The 20,309-nt window shown below is 62.5% G+C and carries 21 protein-coding genes and 1 tRNA gene; 20 read left to right on the forward strand and 2 right to left on the reverse strand.

Annotation, left to right across the window (positions count from 1 at the left end; translation table 11 throughout):
* Positions 1-21: 21 nt before the first annotated feature.
* The 11 genes from MUY37_RS08515 to MUY37_RS08565 all read left to right on the forward strand — a co-directional run bounded on the left by MUY37_RS08515 (position 22) and on the right by MUY37_RS08565 (position 9,403).
* Complete coding sequence (locus MUY37_RS08515) at positions 22-951, forward strand: TraB/GumN family protein (protein WP_499194912.1); 930 nt, start codon at positions 22-24, stop codon at positions 949-951.
* A gap of 67 nt (positions 952-1,018) precedes the next feature.
* A complete protein-coding gene (locus MUY37_RS08520) occupies positions 1,019-1,906 on the forward strand; it encodes a TraB/GumN family protein (protein ID WP_499194913.1) in 888 nt (295 codons plus the stop codon).
* A gap of 133 nt (positions 1,907-2,039) precedes the next feature.
* On the forward strand, positions 2,040-2,720 hold the full coding sequence (locus MUY37_RS08525) for a 50S ribosomal protein L25/general stress protein Ctc (RefSeq protein WP_499194914.1): 681 nt from the start codon (positions 2,040-2,042) through the stop codon (positions 2,718-2,720).
* Between the two features lie 87 nt (positions 2,721-2,807).
* Positions 2,808-3,371 (forward strand): aminoacyl-tRNA hydrolase, encoded by a 564-nt coding sequence (gene pth, locus MUY37_RS08530; RefSeq protein ID WP_499194915.1) that lies wholly within the window; start codon positions 2,808-2,810, stop codon positions 3,369-3,371.
* A 117-nt stretch (positions 3,372-3,488) separates the two neighbouring features.
* On the forward strand, positions 3,489-3,701 hold the full coding sequence (locus MUY37_RS08535) for a PEP-CTERM sorting domain-containing protein (protein WP_499194916.1): 213 nt from the start codon (positions 3,489-3,491) through the stop codon (positions 3,699-3,701).
* 146 nt (positions 3,702-3,847) lie between these two features.
* Positions 3,848-4,849, forward strand: coding sequence for an SDR family oxidoreductase (locus tag MUY37_RS08540; RefSeq protein ID WP_499194917.1), 1,002 nt, complete (start codon positions 3,848-3,850; stop codon positions 4,847-4,849).
* A 64-nt stretch (positions 4,850-4,913) separates the two neighbouring features.
* A complete protein-coding gene (gene ychF, locus MUY37_RS08545) occupies positions 4,914-6,014 on the forward strand; it encodes a redox-regulated ATPase YchF (protein WP_499194918.1) in 1,101 nt (366 codons plus the stop codon).
* Positions 6,015-6,024: 10 nt separating this feature from the next.
* A complete protein-coding gene (locus tag MUY37_RS08550; protein ID WP_499194919.1) occupies positions 6,025-7,293 on the forward strand; it encodes an alkaline phosphatase family protein in 1,269 nt (422 codons plus the stop codon).
* Between the two features lie 63 nt (positions 7,294-7,356).
* Positions 7,357-8,154 carry a DUF1206 domain-containing protein gene (locus MUY37_RS08555; RefSeq protein WP_499194920.1) on the forward strand — a complete coding sequence of 266 codons (798 nt, stop codon included), beginning with the start codon at positions 7,357-7,359 and terminating at the stop codon, positions 8,152-8,154.
* Between the two features lie 36 nt (positions 8,155-8,190).
* Positions 8,191-8,928 (forward strand): MauE/DoxX family redox-associated membrane protein, encoded by a 738-nt coding sequence (locus tag MUY37_RS08560; protein WP_499194921.1) that lies wholly within the window; start codon positions 8,191-8,193, stop codon positions 8,926-8,928.
* Between the two features lie 16 nt (positions 8,929-8,944).
* Positions 8,945-9,403 (forward strand): MaoC family dehydratase, encoded by a 459-nt coding sequence (locus MUY37_RS08565; protein ID WP_499194922.1) that lies wholly within the window; start codon positions 8,945-8,947, stop codon positions 9,401-9,403.
* 21 nt (positions 9,404-9,424) lie between these two features.
* Here MUY37_RS08565 and MUY37_RS08570 read toward each other — a convergent pair whose 3' ends face one another.
* Positions 9,425-9,910, reverse strand: a complete 486-nt coding sequence (locus MUY37_RS08570; protein WP_499194923.1) for a hypothetical protein — start codon at positions 9,908-9,910, stop codon at positions 9,425-9,427.
* Positions 9,910-11,712, reverse strand: a complete 1,803-nt coding sequence (gene mutL / locus MUY37_RS08575) for a DNA mismatch repair endonuclease MutL (protein WP_499194924.1) — start codon at positions 11,710-11,712, stop codon at positions 9,910-9,912. Before mutL ends, MUY37_RS08570 begins: the two co-directional genes overlap by 1 nt.
* A gap of 195 nt (positions 11,713-11,907) precedes the next feature.
* Between mutL and MUY37_RS08580 the strand changes: the two genes are divergently transcribed.
* From MUY37_RS08580 to ribH, 9 genes are all read left to right on the forward strand, one after another.
* The gene (locus tag MUY37_RS08580) at positions 11,908-12,951 is read left to right on the forward strand and encodes a rod shape-determining protein (RefSeq protein WP_499194925.1); all 1,044 of its coding nucleotides are present in this window, start codon (positions 11,908-11,910) and stop codon (positions 12,949-12,951) included.
* A gap of 14 nt (positions 12,952-12,965) precedes the next feature.
* The gene (gene mreC, locus MUY37_RS08585) at positions 12,966-13,856 is read left to right on the forward strand and encodes a rod shape-determining protein MreC (RefSeq protein WP_499194926.1); all 891 of its coding nucleotides are present in this window, start codon (positions 12,966-12,968) and stop codon (positions 13,854-13,856) included.
* Positions 13,856-14,407: a rod shape-determining protein MreD gene (gene mreD / locus MUY37_RS08590; RefSeq protein WP_499195137.1), complete on the forward strand. Its 552-nt coding sequence runs from the start codon at positions 13,856-13,858 to the stop codon at positions 14,405-14,407. The genes mreC and mreD overlap by 1 nt, the downstream gene beginning before the upstream one ends.
* Positions 14,407-16,488, forward strand: a complete 2,082-nt coding sequence (gene mrdA, locus MUY37_RS08595; RefSeq protein ID WP_499194927.1) for a penicillin-binding protein 2 — start codon at positions 14,407-14,409, stop codon at positions 16,486-16,488. The genes mreD and mrdA overlap by 1 nt, the downstream gene beginning before the upstream one ends.
* Complete coding sequence (rodA, locus tag MUY37_RS08600) at positions 16,485-17,603, forward strand: rod shape-determining protein RodA (protein WP_499194928.1); 1,119 nt, start codon at positions 16,485-16,487, stop codon at positions 17,601-17,603. Before mrdA ends, rodA begins: the two co-directional genes overlap by 4 nt.
* Before the next feature lie 297 nt (positions 17,604-17,900).
* Positions 17,901-18,173: a hypothetical protein gene (locus MUY37_RS08605; protein WP_499194929.1), complete on the forward strand. Its 273-nt coding sequence runs from the start codon at positions 17,901-17,903 to the stop codon at positions 18,171-18,173.
* A gap of 87 nt (positions 18,174-18,260) precedes the next feature.
* Positions 18,261-18,336: transfer RNA gene (locus tag MUY37_RS08610), tRNA-Lys, on the forward strand.
* A gap of 113 nt (positions 18,337-18,449) precedes the next feature.
* Positions 18,450-19,694, forward strand: a complete 1,245-nt coding sequence (ribB, locus tag MUY37_RS08615; RefSeq protein WP_499194930.1) for a 3,4-dihydroxy-2-butanone-4-phosphate synthase — start codon at positions 18,450-18,452, stop codon at positions 19,692-19,694.
* 5 nt (positions 19,695-19,699) lie between these two features.
* Positions 19,700-20,122: a 6,7-dimethyl-8-ribityllumazine synthase gene (ribH, locus tag MUY37_RS08620; protein WP_499194931.1), complete on the forward strand. Its 423-nt coding sequence runs from the start codon at positions 19,700-19,702 to the stop codon at positions 20,120-20,122.
* Positions 20,123-20,309 lie beyond the last annotated feature (187 nt).

Here is a 20,309-nt window from a genome sequence, read left to right on the forward strand (position 1 = left end):
ATCCAAAAGGAATCGCAGCGCATGACCCGTCCTACCGTTCGCCAGGCCATTGCCTGCCTTGCCCCGCTGACGCTCGCCCTGCAGGGATGCGCGGCCTATCCGGAAACCGATGTCGCGGCCGCACCCGTTATGGCCGAACCCCCGGCCGCGAAAGGGCCGGGCCTGTGGAAGGTCACCGACGAAGACACCACGATTTACCTTTTCGGGACGGTCCATGCACTTCCCGAAAGCGTCGAATGGTATGAGGGGCCGATAGAAAGCGCGCTGGCCGCTTCGCAGGAACTGGTGACCGAAATCCCCGATGGGGCCGCGAAAGACCCGGCATCGCAGCAGATGGTCATGGCCAAAGCCTTGCTGCCCGCCGACGAATCGCTGCGCGATATGCTTAGCGAACCGGATCGGACGAGTTACGAGATCGCGCTGACCAGGCTCGGTATGCCGCCCGCCGCATTCGACCGTTTCCAACCCTGGTTCGCGGGAATGACGCTGGCCGTGGTTCCGTTGATGCAGGCGGGCTATGCCGCCGAAAGCGGTGTGGAAACGAAGCTGGAGGAGCTGGCGCCCGCCGATGCGGCGCGCGGCGCATTGGAGACGCTGGAGTGGCAGATCGAACTTTTCGACACGCTGCCGGTCGAATCGCAGCTCGCCTTTCTGATGGCGTCGGCGGACAATATCGACGAAGTCGTTCCAATGATGGACCGGATGGTTGCCGAATGGCTCGAAGGCGATGCCGATGGTCTGGCGGTGCTCATGAATGAAGGGCTGACCGATCCGGTGCTGGCCGATGCCCTGCTCTACCAGCGCAATAAACGCTGGGCAGAGTGGATCGACGAGCGGCTCGATCGGCCCGGCACCGTGTTCATCGCGGTGGGTGCAGGCCACCTTGCCGGTCGGGACAGTGTGCAGGATTATCTCACCGGCAGCGGACTGACCGTGACGCGGGTACAGTAACCGTCCCATGTCCGGTCAGGCGTCATTGCAGGCTTGCCAGCGCCATCGAACCATGCACTCGGACAGCATGACCTCGCGCTTTCTCCTTGGCCTGACTGCGGCCCTGACGTTCCTGCTAGCCGCCTGCGGCAAGCAGGCCGATACCGTCAAGCCCGAAGGACCTTATCCCGCCCTGTGGGAAATTGTCGACGGCAGGGGCGTGACCGAAGGCTGGATGTTCGGCACGATCCACGCTCTGCCCGATGGCACCCGCTGGCGCTCCGAACGGCTCGATACGGTGGTGGACCGGGCCGACATGCTGGTGGTGGAGGTCGCGAATCTCGAGAATGGCGAGGCGCTTTCCGCCTTGTTCGAGCAGATGGCCTATGATCGCCCGGCCGGACCGATCGCCGAACGGATCGATCCCGAGCTGCGCGGCGAGTTCGAGGAATTGCTGGTCAAGGCCAAGGTGCGGCGCGCCTATTTCGATCCCATGGAAAGCTGGGCCGCGGCGCTGGCGCTGGCGCAGGTGGCGCAAACGGCGAAGGCCGAAAACGGGGCCGATCGCGTCCTGCTTGCGGCTTTCGACAAACGCGAAGTGGTCGAACTGGAGGGCGCGCAGGGCCAGCTTGCGATCTTCGACAGTTTGCCCGAAGACGAGCAGCGCGATCTGCTCAATGCGGTTCTGGAAGAGTCACGCGATCATCGGGGCGAGATCGGGACGCTGGCAAATGCCTGGCTGGAAGGCGATACCGAACGGCTTACGCAATTGACCCGTCGCGGAATTCTGGCCGACCCCGAACTGGCGCAGGTCTTACTGCGCGATCGCAATGCCGATTGGGCGGCGCAGATCGAAAACCTTCTCTCGGCCCGCGACAAACCGCTGATCGCGGTCGGCGCCGGGCACCTGCTGGGCGACCATGGCCTGCCCGCCCTGCTCGAAGCCCGCGGATATACGGTTCGCCGGATCGAATAGGGCGCCCTGCCCCGCACCTTCGCGCTTGCTTTTCGCGCACGCCCTGCTAAGCGCGCGCCCTTCGGCACCATGGTCATCCCTGGAGGCGTGGTGGACCGAACATGTAACCAACGTATTTCGAAAGGTAAGCGACATGAGCGATGCTCTGACCCTGCCGGCCGAGACGCGCGAACGGGCTGGCAAGGGAGCCTCCCGTGCACTGCGTCGCGAAGGCCGCATCCCCGCCGTGATCTATGGCGGCAAGGAAGAACCCACGATGATCCACGTGGAAGAAAAGGAGCTGGTCAAGCAGCTCATGACCGGTCACTTCATGAACTCGATCGTCGAGATCGAGCTGGGTGGCAAGAAGGTCAAGACGCTTCCCAAGGACGTGTCGCTTCACCCGGTCACCGACCGACCCGAGCACGTCGACTTCTTCCGCCTCGCCAAGGGCGGCAAGATCGAAGTCTCGGTCCCTGTCGTTTTCCTCAATGAAGAAGACAGCCCGGGCCTCAAGAAGGGCGGCGTCCTCAACGTGGTTCGCCACGAGCTCGAACTGGTCTGTGAAAACGACAAGATCCCCGGCGAAATCGAAATCGACGTGACCGGCAAGGAAGTCGGCGATTCGATCCACATCAGCGAAGTGACCCTGCCCGAAGGCAGCGAGAGCGCGATCACCGATCGCGACTTCACCATCGCCACGCTGGTCGCTCCCTCGGCGCTCAAGAAGGCCGAAGGCGACACCACGCAGGAAGGCGACGAGGTCGAAGAAACCGAAGTCACCGAACAGAATGCCGAAACCGTCGAAGGCGAAGCCGACCAGTCCGACGACTGATCCGCACTTCCGGTATCGCAATCGAAGCGCCGGTCCCGCAAGGGGCCGGCGTTTTGCTTTTGGGAACAGCGAAGCTAAGGGGCGCGCATGCAGATCTGGACAGGCCTTGGAAATCCCGGACCCAAATACGCGCTTCACCGGCACAATGTCGGCTTCATGGCGGTGGACGTCATCGCGGAAACATACGGATTCGGCCCGGTGCAGAAGAAGTTCTCGGGTTGGGTTCAGGAAGGGACAATCGCCGGTGAGAAGATTCTGCTTCTCAAACCAGCGACTTTCATGAACGAAAGCGGCCGTGCGGTGAGCGAGGCGCTACGCTTCTATAAGCTCGGCACCGATGCGCTAACGGTGTTTCACGATGAACTCGATCTCGCGCCGTTCAAGGTAAAGGTTCGCCGGGGCGGCGGCCTTGCCGGTCACAACGGACTGCGCTCGATCAACCAGCATCTCGGCCCCGATTTTCGCCGGGTGCGGATCGGGATCGGACATCCGGGCTCGAAAGAGCGCGTCCATGGGCACGTTCTGGGGAATTACACGAAGTCGGAGATGGACCCGCTGGCTGCGATGCTGGGAGCCATCGCGGCGGAGGCCGAATGGCTGGCAAAAGACGACGATCCCCGTTTCATGAGCGAGCTTGCCCTGCGGATGTAAGGAGCTTGTTCACGACTTGCGTAGTACATGTCCCACCAAGAAACAGTCCGGATACGGGCAGTGCGCCCGATACCGTAGTGCGATAGCCGGTCTTTCCTGACCACGGAGAATTCAAGAATGCGTGTTTGCCAGATTGCACTCGTTTGCGCTTCGTTACTCGCGGCGGCTGCACCGGCCGCTGCTCTTACGAAGCCGCCAAGCGAACCCGGCGGAGGCGGAGGCACTTCCGTACCCGAACCCGGCGCTCTTGCAATGATGGGAACCGGCGTGGCTGGATACGGCGCAGCGGTTGCCCTGTATCGCCGCAAGAAGCGCAAACAGAAGAATTGAAGAATTAACGCATAAGCGCCGCCAGCTCCGGGAAACACACCCTTGCTAGCGGCGCCGATCGTCGTTCGAGAGTAGAACGCACCAGGCCCGAACCACTGGCCATTTCCTCCGCCCCGGGGGATGATGCGCGCGAGAGGTGACCAACGATGCCCGATCTCACCCGCCGCACCCTGCTTGCCGGAGCCGCCGCCACCGGTGCCCTGGCCGCGTCCGCGTCGCTGGCCCAGACCGATCAGCTCGCCACCGCACCGAAGCTGACGGGCAAAGCGATCTTGATTACCGGATGCTCGTCCGGTTTCGGGCGGTTGATGGCGGAAGATTTCGCGCGCAAGGGCGCCAGGGTCTTCGCCACCATGCGCAACCTGCCCCGTCCCGAAGCCGACGAATTGCGCGCACTGGCCGCTACGGAAAACCTCGATCTCCATGTGATCGAGATCGACGTCACGGACGATGCCCAGGTTGCCGCAGGCGTTGCCGAAGCCGAACGTATCGCGGGTGGCGCGCTCGATGTCCTGGTCAACAATGCGGGTATTTCCACCGCCGGACCGATCGAAATCCAGGACATGCAGGCCACGCACTCGCTGTTCGATACCAATGTCTATGGCCCGCACCGGCTCGCTCGCGCCGCCCTTCCCGCGATGCGGGCGCGCAAATCGGGGCAGATCTTCAATGTGACTTCGCAGCTCGGACGGGTCATCGTGCCGGGATATGGTCAATACTCGCCCACCAAATTCGCGCTAGAGGCGATGAGCGAGCAGATGGCCTATGAGCTGGTGCCGCATGGCATCGACGTGACGATCATCGAGCCGGGCGGCTATCCGACCAAAATCTGGGAGAATGCCAATCGCCTGACGCTTGTCCTGCTCGACCGCGCCGACGAAACACACCTCGCAGGGTATCCCGCGACGATCGACCAGTTGCGCGGGCGCGGTGGCGGCGGTGGCGGCGGATCGACCGATCCGATGGACGTGCCCAATGCCATCGCCGCGATCATTGCAATGCCGCCCGGCACACGCCCGCTGCGCAAACCGGTGCATCCCGGACCGAAGCCGCAAATCCCGATCAACGAAGTCAGCGCCAAGGTACAAGTCGGCTGGCTGGGGGAATCGCCCTTCGGGCCGATGATCAAGGCCGTCCACAACGTCTGATCCTCTGGCATTTCGTGTAACGCGCGGCTAAGGCGCGCGCCACACACTTTTTCCGGAGTTTCTGATGGGTTTCCGTTGCGGGATCGTCGGCCTGCCGAATGTCGGCAAGTCCACCCTTTTCAATGCATTGACCGAAACGCAGGCCGCGCAGGCAGCGAACTATCCGTTCTGCACGATCGAGCCGAATGTCGGCCAGGTTGCCGTCCCCGACGAACGGCTCGACAAGATCGCCGCCATCGCCGGATCGGCCAAGGTGATCCCGACGCAGCTTGCCTTCGTCGATATTGCCGGTCTGGTAAAAGGCGCGAGCCAGGGCGAAGGCCTCGGCAACCAGTTCCTCGGCAATATCCGCGAAGTCGATGCAATCGTCCACGTGCTGCGCTGCTTCGAGGATGACGACATCCAGCACGTCGCCAACAAGGTCGATCCGCTGGCCGATGCCGAAGTGGTCGAAACCGAATTGCTGCTAGCCGATCTGGAAAGCCTTGAAAAACGCGTCCCCGCCGCAGCCAAGCGCGCAACCGGCGGCGACAAGGAAGCCAAGCTGATGGCGTCGGTTCTCGGGCAGGCGCTGGACCTGCTCAAGGACGGCAAGCCCGCCCGCCTCACCGAGCCGAAGGACGAGGAAGAAGCCCGTGTCTTCCGCCAGGCGCAATTGCTTACCGCCAAACCCGTGCTCTATGTCTGCAATGTCGCCGAAGAAGACGCCGCCACCGGCAATGCGCTGTCGGAACAGGTTTTCGCCAAGGCTGCGGCGGAAGGGGCCGAAGCAGTCGTGGTATCGGCCGCGATCGAGGCCGAACTGGTCGCCATGCCGGCCGAGGACCGGGGGGAATTCCTCGCCGAACTCGGCCTCGACGAAAGCGGCCTGAGCCGCGTGATCCGGGCGGGCTACAAGCTGCTCGGCCTGCAGACTTTCTTCACCGCCGGTCCGAAGGAAGCGCGCGCCTGGACCTTCCCCGTTGGCGCCAAGGCACCGCAGGCCGCTGGCGAAATTCACACCGATTTCGAGCGCGGCTTTATTCGCGCTGAAACAATTGCCTTCGATGATTACATCGCTCTCGGCGGTGAAAGCGGTGCGCGCGAAGCGGGCAAGCTGCGGCAGGAGGGCAAGGATTACCTCGTCCAGGATGGCGATGTAATGCTGTTCAAATTCAACGTCTGAGGACAAACCCATGAACCGGATCGCCGCTGCTCTCGCCCTTGGCCTTGCCAGCGCTCTCGGCGGGTGCGCCACTTATGCCGAGCCGCCGATCGTCAGCGCCCCGGTCGAACAGCGCGATCCCGTTACCATTCTCGTATCGATCGACGGGTTTCACCCCGACTATCTCGAACGCGGATTGACTCCCACGCTCTCCCGTCTCGCGGCGGACGGGGCAAGCGCCGCGATGCGCCCGTCCTTCCCGACCAAGACCTTTCCCAACCACTGGACGCTGGTAACCGGGCTGGTGCCCGACCATCACGGCATCACCGCCAACCGGATGGAAGATACCGGAAGGCCGGAAGACCCCTTCACCATGGCCACGGTCGATCCCTATTGGTGGAGCGAAGCAAAGCCCGTCTGGGTCGAGGCCGAAGAGGCAGGCATCCGCAGCGCGGCCATGTTCTGGCCCGGCTCGGCGGTTCCCTGGGGCGGCACCGCCGTACGCTACGGACCGGTGACCGACGGCATCATGGCGAGCGACTGGCAGGCTTTCAGCATGCAGGTATCGAACACCCAGCGGGTCAATTCGGTGCTCGACTGGTTGCGGCGCCCCGCCGATATCCGTCCAGAATTCGTGACGCTCTATTTCGACACCGTGGACAGCGCCGGCCATGGCGGAGGGCCGGAGAGCCAGCAGATCGAGACCGCCCTGCGCGATATCGACAGCCATATCGGCGATCTCGTCGCCGGTCTCGAAACGCTCGGCCAACCTGCCAATCTGGTGATCGTCTCCGATCACGGCATGGCCGCGACGGGTTCCGACAAGATGATCGTGCTTGCCGATATCATCGACCCCTCGCTCTATCGTCTGGTCGAAGGCGGAGCCTATGCCACCTTCGAGCCGACCGAAGGCAACAGAGCCGCGCTGGAAGCCGCGCTTCTGCGCGATCACGATCGAATGGAATGCTGGCGCAAGGGCGAGATCCCGACGCGCTATCAATACGGGACGCATGACCGGATCCCGCCCTATTTCTGCCTGCCCGAAACCGGCTGGACGATTTCGGCCACAGCTTCCGGCACAAGCTGGAGCGGCGGAAACCATGGCTATGATCCCTTCTCGCCGGAAATGGCCGCGCTGTTCATTGCCCATGGTCCGGCTTTCCGCAGTGGCGCAACACTGGCACCGTTTCAGAACACCGCGGTCGCGCCGCTGCTGCGCCATCTCGTCGGCCTTCCCCAGACAAGCCGCGCGGACGGCGATCTTGCAGATGTCGCACCGGCGCTCGCGGGGCAAAATTAGAGGCCCAGCGGAACGAGCACGCGCCCTCCCCGTTGCCATTCAAAGTTCAACGGGGAGACGACCGTGGTCGATAAATCGGAAAAGTTCAGTACATTGGTGCGCGTCGGCTATTTCAGCCGCGCGATACTCTATTCGGTTCTCGGCCTCATCGCGCTCACCAGCGCAGGCAAGATCAGCCAGGGCACGAACGGCATTTTCGAAGCGATCCACGAATTCCCGCTCGGCACCGCCATTCTCTGGCTGATGGTCGTGGGATTGTTCGCCTATGCCCTGTTTCGATTTGCCTCGACCTTCTTCGATATCGAAAATCACGGCAGCGACACCACCGGCTGGGCTCATCGTATCGGGCACGCGGGGAGCGCCATCGGCCACCTGGCGCTGGCCTATTCGGCGTATAAGTTCGCTACCTCCGGCAGCGACAGCGGTAGCGGCGCACAGGATGCGGCTTCGGGTGTTCTTTCGATGGAATTCGGCGGCGCATTGCTGGGCCTCCTGGGAATTGCCTTTTTCATCACTGCCGTATTCCAGGCGAAGAAAGGGCTTACAGGCAGCTTCATGAACCGCATCAGCGGCGCGGCCCCTTCGCAGACACGGATGATAGGGGGCATCGGTTATGTCGCCAGGGCGGTGGTGTTCCTCGTCATTGGTTGGTCGCTGTTCAAAGCCGGCTTTCTGTCGGGCTCGGCGGGTCAGATCAAAACGCTGGGCGATGCCGTCGCCAGCCTGGCAGGAGAAGGTGTGATCTTCACGCTGGTTGCCATCGGGCTGCTTGCATTCGGTCTCTTCAGCCTCGTGCTGTCGCGCTACAGGATCATTCCGGACATGGGCTCCGACGGCCGGATTCCGCAATTTCGCGCCTGACTTGATTTATACCCCCTGGGGGTATAATTGGCGCGCATGGAAAAGACCGCCACACTTTATCGAATGGTGATGGACAAACATGTCTGTCCCTACGGGATCAAAGCCAAATGGCTGCTTGAACGCGAAGGGTATCGGGTCGAGGATCAACACCTTACAACCCGTGAAGAAACCGACGCGTTCAAGCAAAAGTTCGATGTATCGACGACGCCGCAGGCCTTTATCGCCGACGAGCGTATCGGAGGATACACCGATCTGGCCGAACATTTCGACCGCGCGCGCGATCCGGAAGCCACCAGCTACCGCCCGGTGATTGCGGTCTTTGCCGTCAGCGCGGCCCTCGCCCTTGCCCTCAGCCAGTTCGTATTCGAAACCCCGTTGACGATCCGCACCGCCGAGTGGTTCGTGGCATTTTCCATGGCCATGTTGGCCATGCTGAAGCTGCAGGACGTGGAACAGTTCTCGACCATGTTCGTCGGCTACGACCTGCTGGGGCAGCGCTGGGTTCGCTATGCCTATGCCTACCCCTTTCTCGAGGCAACCGCAGCCGTCCTTATGGCCGGTCGATTGCTGCCCTGGCTGTCGATCCCCATCGCCCTGTTTATCGGCACGGTCGGGGCTGTCAGCGTGTTCTATGCCGTCTATGTGCAAAAGCGCGAAATCAAATGCGCCTGCGTGGGTGGCAGCGCGAATGTGCCGCTCGGCTTTATCTCGCTGACCGAAAACCTTGCGATGATGGGCATGGGAATTTGGATGTTGCTTCGCCCGGCATTGTGATCCATTGCAATTTGCAATGCAGTTCTACGAAGACATCGAGATCGGGCGGGAGCGCGCCTTCGGCCGGTATCAGGTCACGCGCGAAGAGGTGATGGAGTTTGCCTCCAAATACGATCCGCAATCGTTCCACCTCGACGAGGAGGCGGCAGCGCAGACCCATTTCGGCAGGCTGTCCGCGAGTGGGTGGCATACATGTTCGATGACCATGGCTATGATGGTCGAGAATATGAAACAGGAGAAATCGGCCGGCCTCGGATCTCCGGGTATCGACCATCTACGATGGAAAAAGCCGGTCTATCCCGGGGACACTCTGCGCTGCGAGACGGAGGTGATCGAGAAGCGCCGCAGCCAATCAAGACCTGAGATGGGCATTTTCAAAACCCGGATCAGGACGCTTAACCAGCATGACGAAGTGGTGCTGGAAATGCAGTCCAACGGACTGATCCGTACGCGCGATCCCAACGGGGCCGACTAGGCCAACCTAGTCTAGGCTGGCCTAGGCTCCGCATTGGGCGATGCCATCCTTGCGGTAGACGATCCGGTCGGCCGCATCGCGGATCGTCAGCGTCGCGGGAAAATCACTGACTTCCTCGCCCACCTGTTCACCCTCGGCCTCATCCAGGTCGAGGGTCATAGAATATTCCGTGCCATCATATTTGCGCCGCGCGAGATAGGGCAGTTCCGCGCTCCCCTTGTCTGCAGCCAGCGTCATTAGTTCGCCGCCGCGCAGGAAATGCCCGGTCTCCGCCATGGCCAGCGCGACCGCCGACAAACCGCCGCCTTCGGGCGCGAAGCTGCATCCGGCGCCATAAAGATCGTGCTGTTCGATTTCCCGATACCGGATCGCGCCGAGCTCGAGGTTTTCGGGCGCCGGTGTCTGGTTGGCCTTCACCTCGGCCACGGCAGCCTGCCGTTCCTCCTCGGTCTGTTCGTTCGAGCAGGCGGCCAGTGCCACCACAAGCAAGAGAATTCCGGCGCGCATCAATGCCTCCCGAAGAGTTTCTCGACGTCTTCCATCGACAGTTTCACCCAAGTCGGGCGGCCGTGATTGCACTGGCCCGAACGCGGCGTACGCTCCATTTCGCGCAGCAGTGCATTCATTTCGTCGACCCGCAATACACGCCCTGCCCGCACCGAACCGTGGCAGGCCATGGTCGCCAGCACGAGGTCGAGCTTCTCGCCCAGCAGCAGCGCCTCGCCATTGAGGGCAAGATCGTCGTCGATATCGCGGAGCAGTTTGTCGGGATCGGTCCGCGCGATGGCGTGCGGCAGACTGCGCACCAACATGGCGGAGGGTCCGAAGCGTTCCAGCGCGAGCCCGTGCTCGGCAAGCTTCGGCGCGGCTTCCTCGAGCCTGTCGCAGCTCGTCTCGTCCAGTTCGACGACTTCGGGGATGAGTAGCGCCTGGCTCCGCGCCACCGCCTCTTCCGCCCCGGCAGCGCGCAACCGTTCGAGTACGAGCCGCTCATGCGCCGCATGCTGATCGACCAGCACCAGCCCGTCCTTGGCCTCGGCAACGATATAGGTTTTCGCCACCTGCCCGCGCGCGATACCGAGCGGATAGTCTTCGGTGTCCTGGGCGACCGGCGCGGCCTCCTCGGCGCGGCCATGCGGCTCGGCCATGACATCCGCCTCCACCGCGCGCCACGCGGCATTCGCTTCCGACACGCGATGCTGCGGGCCGGCCCAGTCGCGGCCGTTGAAGATCGAGCGAAGCGCCGGGGCCGGTTCGTCTCCGGTCGGCTCCTGCTGCCAGCGGGCCATGGCACCCGCATCGGGGGTTTGCGCGCTGCGCTTGTCGCCCGTGGCCAGCGCCTGTCGCAAGCCCGAAACGATAAAGCCGCGCACCCCCTGCGAATCGCGAAACCGCACCTCGGTCTTGGCCGGATGAACGTTGACGTCGACATCCTCGCACGGAAGGTCGAGGAACAGCGCCAGCACCGCATGGCGATCGCGGGCCAGCATATCGGCATAGGCGCCGCGCACCGCGCCGGTCAGCAGACGGTCTTTCACCGGGCGGCCGTTGACGAACAGATACTGGTGGTCGGCAACGCCGCGATTATAGGTTGGCAGGCCGGCAATCCCGGTCAGCCGCATCGCGCCCCGTTCCATATCGATGGCGACCCCATTGTCCTTGAGTTCGCGGGCGATCAGTTGCGCGGCCCGGTTAGCGAGCCCTTCCCCGCCCTGCAGTCCGAATATCCGCCGATCGCCATGGTCTAGCGTGATTGCGATATCGGGCCGCGCCATGGCGAGCCGAAGGACCACATCCTTGCAGGCGGCATATTCGCTGCGCGGTGTGCGCAGGAATTTGCGCCGCGCCGGGATTTTGCCGAAGACGTTTTCCACCCTTACCCGCGTACCCGGTGGCAGGGCAGCCGGGCCTTCGGCTACGGTTTCGCCGTGATCGACAACCCGGCGCCAGCCCTGTTCCGCATCATGCGGGCGGCTTTCCAGAGTAAAGCGCGAAACGCTGGCAATGCTCGGCAAGGCTTCGCCGCGAAAGCCCAGGGTGGACACCTGTTCGATCGCATCGTCGGCCAGCTTGGATGTGGCGTGACGTTCCAGCGCCAGGGCCATCTGTTCGGGCGACATCCCGCATCCGTCATCAGTCACTTCGAGGCTGTCGAGACCGCCTTCGACCAACTTCACGGCAATGCGCGAAGCACCCGCGTCGATCGCGTTTTCGACGAGCTCCTTGAGCGCGGATGAAGGGCGCTCGACCACTTCGCCGGCAGCGATGCGATTGACGAGATTTTCAGGCAGGCGGCGGATTTCTGGCATGGGCAAGGAAGTGTAGCGGCGAAGTGTCGCGAATCCGAGATGGCGCGTTCATCTATCCCCCGCAGGAATGACGGAAATTTTTGGCATTCGAAGCATTATATCGCTAAGGCACCGCCACCATTCCTACCGGAGAGGTGCGAGCGGGCCGCATCCCCTCTCGCCGGATCACGCGACATAACGGAAAATCGAATAACAATGGGCTTCTGGAACAATCTCTTCAAATTCGGCGTGCAGAATATGGCGATCGACCTGGGGACTGCCAATACGCTGGTTTACGTGCAGGATCAGGGTATTGTCCTGAATGAACCGAGCGTGGTCGCGCTCGAGACGATCAACGGTATGAAGCGCGTCAAGGCCGTGGGCGACGATGCGAAGATGATGATGGGCAAGACGCCCGACAGTATCGAGGCCATTCGCCCGCTGCGCGACGGCGTGATCGCCGATCTCGACGTGGCCGAAGAGATGATCAAACACTTCATCCGGAAGGTGAACGGGCGCAAGAGCCTGATGCGCTATCCCGAAATCACCATCTGCGTTCCCTCCGGTTCGACCAGCGTCGAACGCCGCGCGATCCGCGACGCGGCTTCCAATGCCGGCGCCAGCCAGGTCTACCTCATTCTCGAACCCATGGCCGCCGCCATCGGTGCCGACATGCCGGTGACCGAACCGGTCGGTTCGATGGTGGTCGATATCGGCGGAGGCACGACCGAAGTTGCCGTCCTGTCACTGCGCGGTCTCGCCTACACGACTTCGGTCCGCACTGGCGGCGACAAGATGGACGAAGCGATCGTGTCCTATGTCCGCCGACATCACAACCTGCTGATCGGTGACAGCACCGCCGAACGCATCAAAAAGGATTTCGGCGTCGCGCGCTCGCCCGAAGACGGCGTTGGCGAAAGCATCACGATCAAGGGCCGCGACCTGGTGAACGGCGTGCCCAAGGAAATCTCCATCAATCAGGGCCACATCGCCGAAGCGCTGTCCGAACCGATCGGTGCGATCGTGGAAGGCGTGCGCATCGCGCTGGAAAACACCGCTCCGGAACTGGCGGCCGACATCGTCGACCAGGGTATTGTGCTTACCGGCGGCGGTGCGCTGATCGGCGGGCTCGACGAATATCTGCGCGAAGAAACCGGCCTGCCGGTAACGATCGCCGAAGATCCGCTATCCTGCGTCGCGCTCGGCACGGGGCGCGCGATGGAGGACCCGATCTATCGCGGCGTCCTTATGACAGCTTGAGAAAGGCATAGGGGATGGCGCCGACAGGCTCACGGCGCTCGGGATATTCTCGAAGGGCGCAATACAACCTCTTCACCGGCTACGTGATCGCGGGCGTGGGCGCGCTGATTGGCGCCACGCTGCTGGTGTTGTCTTTCTTTCAGCCGCATCTCTTCGGCGGGCTGCGCGGTGCGGCGCAGGATGGGGTATCTCCGGCGACAGAAACCGCCGCGACCGTGCGCACCGGCTCCAAAGGGTTCTGGGACACGGTCAGCGGGTATTATCGGGCGGGCTCGAAGAACGCCGAACTCAAGCGCGAGATGGAGATCGCCCGTATTCGCCTGGCCGAAGCCGAGGCGGTGAAGCAGGAAAATGCCCGCCTCAAGGGCCTGCTCGACCTTCAGGATGACGAGCGGAAACCTGTGGTGGTTGCCCGGCTCGTCGGATCTTCCGCCTCCAGCAGCCGCCGGTTCGCCTATCTCGGCGCAGGCCTGAACGATGGGGTGAGCGTCGGAATGCCCGTGCGTTCACCGCGCGGCGTGGTTGGCCGCATTCTCGAAGCCGGTGGCGACAGTTCGCGCGTTCTGCTGCTCACCGACAGCGAAAGCGTACTTCCGGTGCGGCGCGCAAAGGATGAAGTCGTGGCGTTTGCCGAAGGGCGCGGCGACGGCCTCCTGCGAATCAGGCTGATCAATCTCGGCATCAATCCGCTTGAGCCCGGAGACGTCTTCGTTACCAGTGGCGCGGGCGGTTATTATCCGCCCGGCATTGCTGTGGCGATACTGACCGAAACCACCGATGATGGAGGGCTCGCCCGTATCGTCAGCGATCCGGCAGCAACCGACTTTGTGAGCGTGGAGCCGATTTTCGAACCGGAAGCGGCACTGGGCGCCACCACCCCGGTCGAGCGCGAGCTGTCCGAGTGATGGAGCGCAATGACCCGCGTTCGCGCAGCGACGCTTATGGTAGCCGGATAAACCGCTCGCACTCTCCGATCATTGCCAATGCCGTCCCGTGGATATCGATCGTCATCGGGTCGATCCTGCCGATCTTCGCCATCGCCGCGGCTCTTCCGATGGTGCCGCCGCTGGGGCTTCTCATGCTGCTTGCCTGGCGGCTGGTGCGCCCCGGTCTGCTGCCCGTATGGGCCGGAATGCCGCTTGGTCTGGTAGACGATCTGTATAGCGGTCAGCCGTTCGGTTTCGCCATTTTCACCTGGTCGCTGATCATGATCGCTATCGAACTGATCGAAAGCCGATTGCCATGGCGGGCCTTCTGGCAGGACTGGTTCAGTGCCGGTATATTGATCCTGTCCTATCTGCTAGCAGGTTGGTTGCTTTCGGGTGGCCAACCCAATGTCCATTCCCTCGTCGCTCTCGTTCCGCAACTCGTGTTTACCATCCTTCTCTTCCCAATAGCGGCCCGTATCGTCGCCATGCTCGACCGGTTCCGGCTCCATCGCTGGAAGGCTGTCTGATGCGTCTGCGCAAGCGGAGCCGACCGCGCGAAGTCGTCACCCATTCAACGCTCGACAATGCCTTCGATCGCCGGACCTTCGTCATCGGGACCGCGATGGGCGGTCTCGGTGTGCTGCTGGCGGCGCGCATGGGTTACATTGCGATCGCCGAGAACGAGAAGTACGAGCTGGAAAGCGAAAGCAACCGGGTCAACCTGTCGCTGATACCCCCGCGCCGCGGTTGGATTCTCGACCGCAATGGCGCGCCCCTCGCATCGAACCGCGCGGATTTTCGCGTCGACATAATCCCCGAGCGCACACCCGATTCCGATGCGACGATCACCGCGCTCGCCAATCTTCTCAATCTCGACGAGAATCAGGCTGCGGACATTCGCAAGCGCGTCGATGATGGTCCCGGCTATCAGCCGGTGGAAATCGCCTCGGGCATTAGCTACGATCAGTTCGCCGCCGTCAGCGTGCGCCTGCCCGATCTGCCGGGCGTCGTGCCGCAGCGCGGATTCTCGCGTTTCTACCCGACCGGCCCCAGCGTCGGGCACCTGATCGGCTATGTCGGAACGGCCAATGCCGAGGAATATGCCGAGCAGGATCGCAACCCGCTGCTGGTCACGCCCGGCTACAAGATCGGCAAGGATGCACTCGAAAAGCAGTTCGAGCAGGATTTGCGCGGGATCCCCGGGGCACGGCGGGTGGAGGTCACCGCATCGGGACGCATCGTGCGCGAACTCGAAACGCGGGACGACATTCAGGGCGATCCGGTTCGCCTGACGATCGACGGGCCATTGCAGGATTACGCCGCACGCCGCATCGGTCTGGAAAGCGGTTCGGTTGTGGTAATGGACTGCGAGAGCGGCGACCTTCTGTGCATGGCATCCATGCCAAGCTTCGATCCCAACAGTTTTTCGCAAGGCATCGGCCGGGTCGAATATGCCATGCTGCGCGATGACGAGCGCGTGCCGTTGCGCAACAAGGTGCTCAAGGGGCTGTATCCGCCCGGATCGACCGTCAAGCCGATGCACTGCATGGCTTTTCTCGATGCCGGCGTGAAGCCCGAAGAAACGATCATGTGCAATGGCGGGCGCCGGATCGGCAACCGTTTCTTCAACTGCTGGAGCAATCACGGCCGGGTCGACATGGCCAAGGCCATCTATCAAAGCTGCGACAGCTATTTCTATCACTTCGCCCAGCAGGTGGGTTTCGCAAAGGTCGCCGAATGGGCGCACAAGATGGGGCTCGGCGAAGAGTTCCCGCTTCCGGTGCAGAGCCAGTTCTTCGGCACAGTCCCCTCGCCCGAATGGAAGCAGCGCCGCCACGGTAGCGCGTGGCAACCCTACGATACGGTGAACTCGTCGATCGGCCAGGGCTATTACCTCACCAACCCCCTGCAGCTTGCGGTCATGAGCGCGCGCATGGCGACCGGCTTCAAGGTCATGCCGCGCCTGCGCATGTCGGACAAACAGCCGCGTTTCGAACATTTCGATTTCAGTCCGGAAGAGATCGGCTATGTCCGCCAGGCAATGAGCGATACGGTCAATGGCCCGGGCACTGCCGGGCGGGCTCGCCTGCCTTTCGAAGACATCAAAATGGCCGGCAAGACGGGCACCGCGCAGGTTGTCTCGCTCAGCGTCTCGGACGGGCGCAGTGGTCCATGGAAGTATCGCGACCACGGGCTGTTCGTGTTTTTCGCCCCGTTCGATAAACCGAAATACGCCGGTGCGGTGGTGATCGAACATGGGGGCGGTTCGGGCGCGGCCTATCCGATCGCGCGCGATGTGATGACCTTCATGTTCGACCCCGCCAAGGGGATGGATGCCCTGCGCGCGCTCGAGGAACAATGGGGCGGCAATGCGCAGCAGCGGCTGAATTCCAAATACCGGGCCTATGCCGCGGCGCAGGGCGAATCTGTCCCGCCGGTTCCGGCGCGCGACGAAGACATTTTCGACCGGGTCGAGGCCGAAGCCCGGCTTGCGGCGCGCCAACCCGAAGGACTTGCCGAAGAATCCAATCCCTCGCGCGTCGACGATCGCACGCCCGAAGAGATCTCGCGCACATCCGCCGCCGCCAATGCGGAGCCGGAACAATGAACGGCATCGTCCCCGCGCCGATCGCGCGGCAGCCATGGCAGATGCTCTTACCCCTGTTCGTGCTGATCGCTTTCGGCGCGCTGGTTCTGTTTTCGGCCGCTGCGGGAAGTTGGGAACCCTACGCATCGTCGCATGTGATCCGGTTCGGCATCTTTCTGGTCATGGCCTTTGTGCTCAGCCGGTTTTCCCGCGATCTGGCCATGTTCTTCGCCTTCCCGATCTATGTGATCGTGCTCCTGATGCTGGGCGCGGTGGAGGTGATCGGTTTCGTAGGCGGCGGTAGCCAGCGCTGGCTCGACCTCGGTTTCATTCAATTGCAACCGTCCGAGGTGATGAAACCCGCCATCGTGCTGATGCTGGCGCGATTTTACGCGACGCTTCCAGTCGGGATGGTGCCAACCTGGCGGGCTTTGATCCCGGCGGTCGCCTTGATCCTGACACCGGTGGCCCTGGTCCTTCTTCAGCCAGACCTTGGGACATCCCTGGCCATAACCTTCGGCGGCGCCATGGTGATGTTCGCAGCCGGACTGCCATTGCGCTGGTTTCTCGGCGCGGGACTGGCCGCCGCCCTCCTCGCGCCCCTCGCCTTTTTCTTCGCGCTGCAACCCTATCAGCAGAAGCGGGTCTTCACCTTTCTCGATCCCGAAAGCGATCCGCTCGGCGATGGCTATCACATCACCCAATCGAAGATCGCGATCGGCTCGGGCGGCTTTTCCGGCAAGGGCTTCAACGAAGGATCGCAGAGCCATCTCGATTATCTTCCCGAGCCTCATACCGATTTCATCTTCGCGACCATGGCCGAAGAATGGGGCTTCCTGGGCGGCCTCGTCGTATTGGGCGCATTCGCCATGATCCTTGGCTGGGGACTGTCGGTGGCCCGCGCGAGCACCGAGCGCTTCGACAAGCTGTTGGCCTTTGGAATGACCGCCTCGATCTTCTTCTACGTCGCGATCAATCTGATGATGGTCATGGGCCTCGCCCCCGTCGTAGGTATTCCCCTGCCCTTTATGAGCCACGGGGGCAGCTCCATGCTGACCAACATGGTGTGCATCGGATCCCTGATGATGGTGAATCGCTGGAACCGGACGGCGCCGCGCACGGGGCTGTTGCGATAGGCTTCAAGCGAAGCCGATTTTGCCGCCTTCCGGGGCCGCTGCCTACAGGTCTTCGCTCTTCTGGCGGCATCGTGCCGCCAATGGCACCATCATCAGCGACTCCGCAGTGTTGCTTCGCCGATAGGCAAATGTCACCCGCTTGAGGGACTCGATTCTCATACCCATTCGGCTACCTGCCCGGCGAAACAGCAAGCGGAAACCGGGGGGAGGTTCCGCGAGGTAGGGACGCACTCACTTATGACCCCCGAGAAGCCCCGGCGACGAGCCGGCGACGAACTCGATTCCAATCGCAGCGATGTGGCCGACACGGTCGCCCACGAGGCCCGCAACAGGGTTCTGCTCGAAGTTTGGCACGCCAACCAACAAGGTACGCCGATAACGATCTGGGATCTGCCGCAGCCGACCGGCCTGCCTTTGCGCGCCGCTTTTGCCGCCGCACGCAAGCTTGAATCCGACCGCCTCGTTGCCATTGGGGACAATCCATCCGACCCTTTCGGCGCAACGCTGAGGGTGCGGAAAGCCGCCATGCCGCATCTACGCAAGCTGTATCCGACCCGATCGGTCATTTAGGGCTTTTCATCTCGAAAGAGCCCGCTATATGAGCGCCTCCCGAGTCGGGAACGCCTCCTTCCACGAGGTCGCGGCATGCCGCAGTGTGGACGCATAGCTCAGTTGGTAGAGCAGCTGACTCTTAATCAGCGGGTCCTAGGTTCGAGCCCTAGTGCGTCCACCAATCCCTCCCCCAATCCCGTACATTCGTCTCCTCGCAGGCGACATGTATTCACGTCACACGCAATGTGATATGCAGCATTGGCAATCACATTTTGATGTGATAGCCAATGCTGCATGGATACGATCGAAAAAGTTCGCACACTTGTTTCGCAAGGGCTGATGACCCGTGCCGGCCTTGCCCGTGCAGCGGGCCTTCATGCTAATACGCTGCGCGATTGCAACGAGGAAAGCTGGAATCCCACCGCCGAAACCCTCACCAAGCTCGAAGCCTTTCTCGAAGCCAATGACGATACGCCGGTCATTGTGAGCGCCGAGGAAATCATTGACGAGGCGCGCAACGGCCGGATGTACATCCTCGTCGATGACGAGGACCGCGAAAACGAAGGCGACCTTATCATTCCCGCCCAGATGGCGACGCCCAGCGCAATCAATTTCATGGCGACACATGGCCGCGGCCTGATCTGCCTCTCACTCGATCGCAAACGTGTCGAGGCGCTCGGCCTCGAGCCGATGAGCCGCGACAACCGCGAAAGCATGCAGACCGCCTTCACCACTTCGATCGAGGCGAAAGAAGGCGTCACCACGGGGATCAGCGCGGCCGACCGCGCACGCACCGTTTGCGTGGCGATCGATGCGACCAAGGGGCCGGACGACATCGTGACGCCCGGCCATGTCTTCCCCCTCGCTGCGCGTGATGGCGGTGTGCTGGTCCGTGCGGGCCACACCGAGGCTGCCGTCGACATTTCGCGCCTAGCAGGTCTCAACCCCTCGGGTGTCATCTGCGAGATCATGAACGAGGATGGCACCATGGCGCGCCTCGACGATCTGATCGGCTTTGCGCGCAAGCACGATATGAAGATCGGCACGATCCGCGACCTTATCGAATACCGTATGCGCCACGATCATCTGGTCGAACGCGTCGGCGAAGACAGTTTCGAATCCGATTATGGCGGCGAATGGCGCCTGCTGACCTATCGCAACACCGTCGACGGCAGCGAAAGCTACGTCCTGCAGAAGGGCCATGTCGTCGAGGGGCAGCCCACCCTCGCCCGCGTGCATCCGATTTCGATCTTCGAAGACGTGCTCGGCAGGCCGGGGCCGCGCAAGCGCACGCTTCAGCGCTCCATGCATGCGGTCGGCGAGCACGGAGCCGGTGTGATCGTGCTGATTACCGGACGACCGGCGTCGAACCGGGGCTATAGCGAGAGCGATGCTCAGCGAAACGTCGGCATCGGTTCGCAGATCCTTGCCGATCTCGGTATCGAGGACATGATCCTGCTCAGCAATTCGCAACCCAATGTCGTGGCGATCGAAGGCTATGGCCTCAACATCGTCGATCATAAACCTATCCCGGAGTGACACGCATGGCCCGTTTCCTGATCGTCGAAGCCCGTTTCTACGACCATCTCAACGATATGCTCGTCGCGGGTGCCCGCGCCGCTCTCGAGGCGGAAGGGCACGAGGTCGAAGTGCTGACCGTGCCGGGCGCGCTCGAAGTGCCCGGAGCGATCGCCCTGGCTTCAGAAAGTGGGCAGTATGATGGCTATGTCGGCATCGGTGTGGTCATCCGCGGGGAGACCTATCACTTCGAAATCGTCGCGGGCGAAAGCGCGCGCGGGATCATGGCGCTGACCATGGACGGCATGGCTATCGGCAATGGCATCCTGACGGTCGAAAACGAGGAACAGGCGCTGGTTCGTGCCGATCCGGCACAGAAGGACAAGGGTGGCGAAGCGGCCAAGGCGGCCATGACCCTGCTCGATCTGCAGACGCGCTTCGCCGCCTGAGGCCATGGTCGAAATCGCCGCGCTGATGATCAATCCATAGAGGGGGAGCACGGTCGTCAAGCCGGACGGGATAAGCTCGCCGGCCGCGTGTCGCGAGGGTGGATCGCCCTTTGTCGGCCCTGCCCGAAAACCCCCCTTTGCCCTCATCGGTCTTTTGTAAAGCGGTTCCCGGAACGCAAAGCGGCGC

This window comes from Qipengyuania sp. ABI-127-1 (assembly GCA_022953095.1).
Taxonomy (GTDB): domain Bacteria; phylum Pseudomonadota; class Alphaproteobacteria; order Sphingomonadales; family Sphingomonadaceae; genus Qipengyuania.

Coding starts and splice junctions, on each gene's coding strand:
- MUY37_RS08570 (WP_499194923.1), bottom strand. CDS start 9,910: ATGCGCGCCGGAATTCTCTTGCTTGTGGTGGCACTGGCCGCCTGCTCG.
- MUY37_RS08560 (WP_499194921.1), top strand. CDS start 8,191: ATGGAAAAGACCGCCACACTTTATCGAATGGTGATGGACAAACATGTC.
- MUY37_RS08540 (WP_499194917.1), top strand. CDS start 3,848: ATGCCCGATCTCACCCGCCGCACCCTGCTTGCCGGAGCCGCCGCCACC.
- ribH (WP_499194931.1), top strand. CDS start 19,700: ATGGCCCGTTTCCTGATCGTCGAAGCCCGTTTCTACGACCATCTCAAC.
- MUY37_RS08535 (WP_499194916.1), top strand. CDS start 3,489: ATGCGTGTTTGCCAGATTGCACTCGTTTGCGCTTCGTTACTCGCGGCG.
- ribB (WP_499194930.1), top strand. CDS start 18,450: ATGGATACGATCGAAAAAGTTCGCACACTTGTTTCGCAAGGGCTGATG.
- mrdA (WP_499194927.1), top strand. CDS start 14,407: ATGCGTCTGCGCAAGCGGAGCCGACCGCGCGAAGTCGTCACCCATTCA.
- MUY37_RS08580 (WP_499194925.1), top strand. CDS start 11,908: ATGGGCTTCTGGAACAATCTCTTCAAATTCGGCGTGCAGAATATGGCG.
- MUY37_RS08550 (WP_499194919.1), top strand. CDS start 6,025: ATGAACCGGATCGCCGCTGCTCTCGCCCTTGGCCTTGCCAGCGCTCTC.
- pth (WP_499194915.1), top strand. CDS start 2,808: ATGCAGATCTGGACAGGCCTTGGAAATCCCGGACCCAAATACGCGCTT.
- MUY37_RS08515 (WP_499194912.1), top strand. CDS start 22: ATGACCCGTCCTACCGTTCGCCAGGCCATTGCCTGCCTTGCCCCGCTG.
- mutL (WP_499194924.1), bottom strand. CDS start 11,712: ATGCCAGAAATCCGCCGCCTGCCTGAAAATCTCGTCAATCGCATCGCT.
- rodA (WP_499194928.1), top strand. CDS start 16,485: ATGAACGGCATCGTCCCCGCGCCGATCGCGCGGCAGCCATGGCAGATG.
- mreD (WP_499195137.1), top strand. CDS start 13,856: ATGGAGCGCAATGACCCGCGTTCGCGCAGCGACGCTTATGGTAGCCGG.
- MUY37_RS08520 (WP_499194913.1), top strand. CDS start 1,019: ATGACCTCGCGCTTTCTCCTTGGCCTGACTGCGGCCCTGACGTTCCTG.
- MUY37_RS08565 (WP_499194922.1), top strand. CDS start 8,945: ATGCAGTTCTACGAAGACATCGAGATCGGGCGGGAGCGCGCCTTCGGC.
- mreC (WP_499194926.1), top strand. CDS start 12,966: ATGGCGCCGACAGGCTCACGGCGCTCGGGATATTCTCGAAGGGCGCAA.
- ychF (WP_499194918.1), top strand. CDS start 4,914: ATGGGTTTCCGTTGCGGGATCGTCGGCCTGCCGAATGTCGGCAAGTCC.
- MUY37_RS08525 (WP_499194914.1), top strand. CDS start 2,040: ATGAGCGATGCTCTGACCCTGCCGGCCGAGACGCGCGAACGGGCTGGC.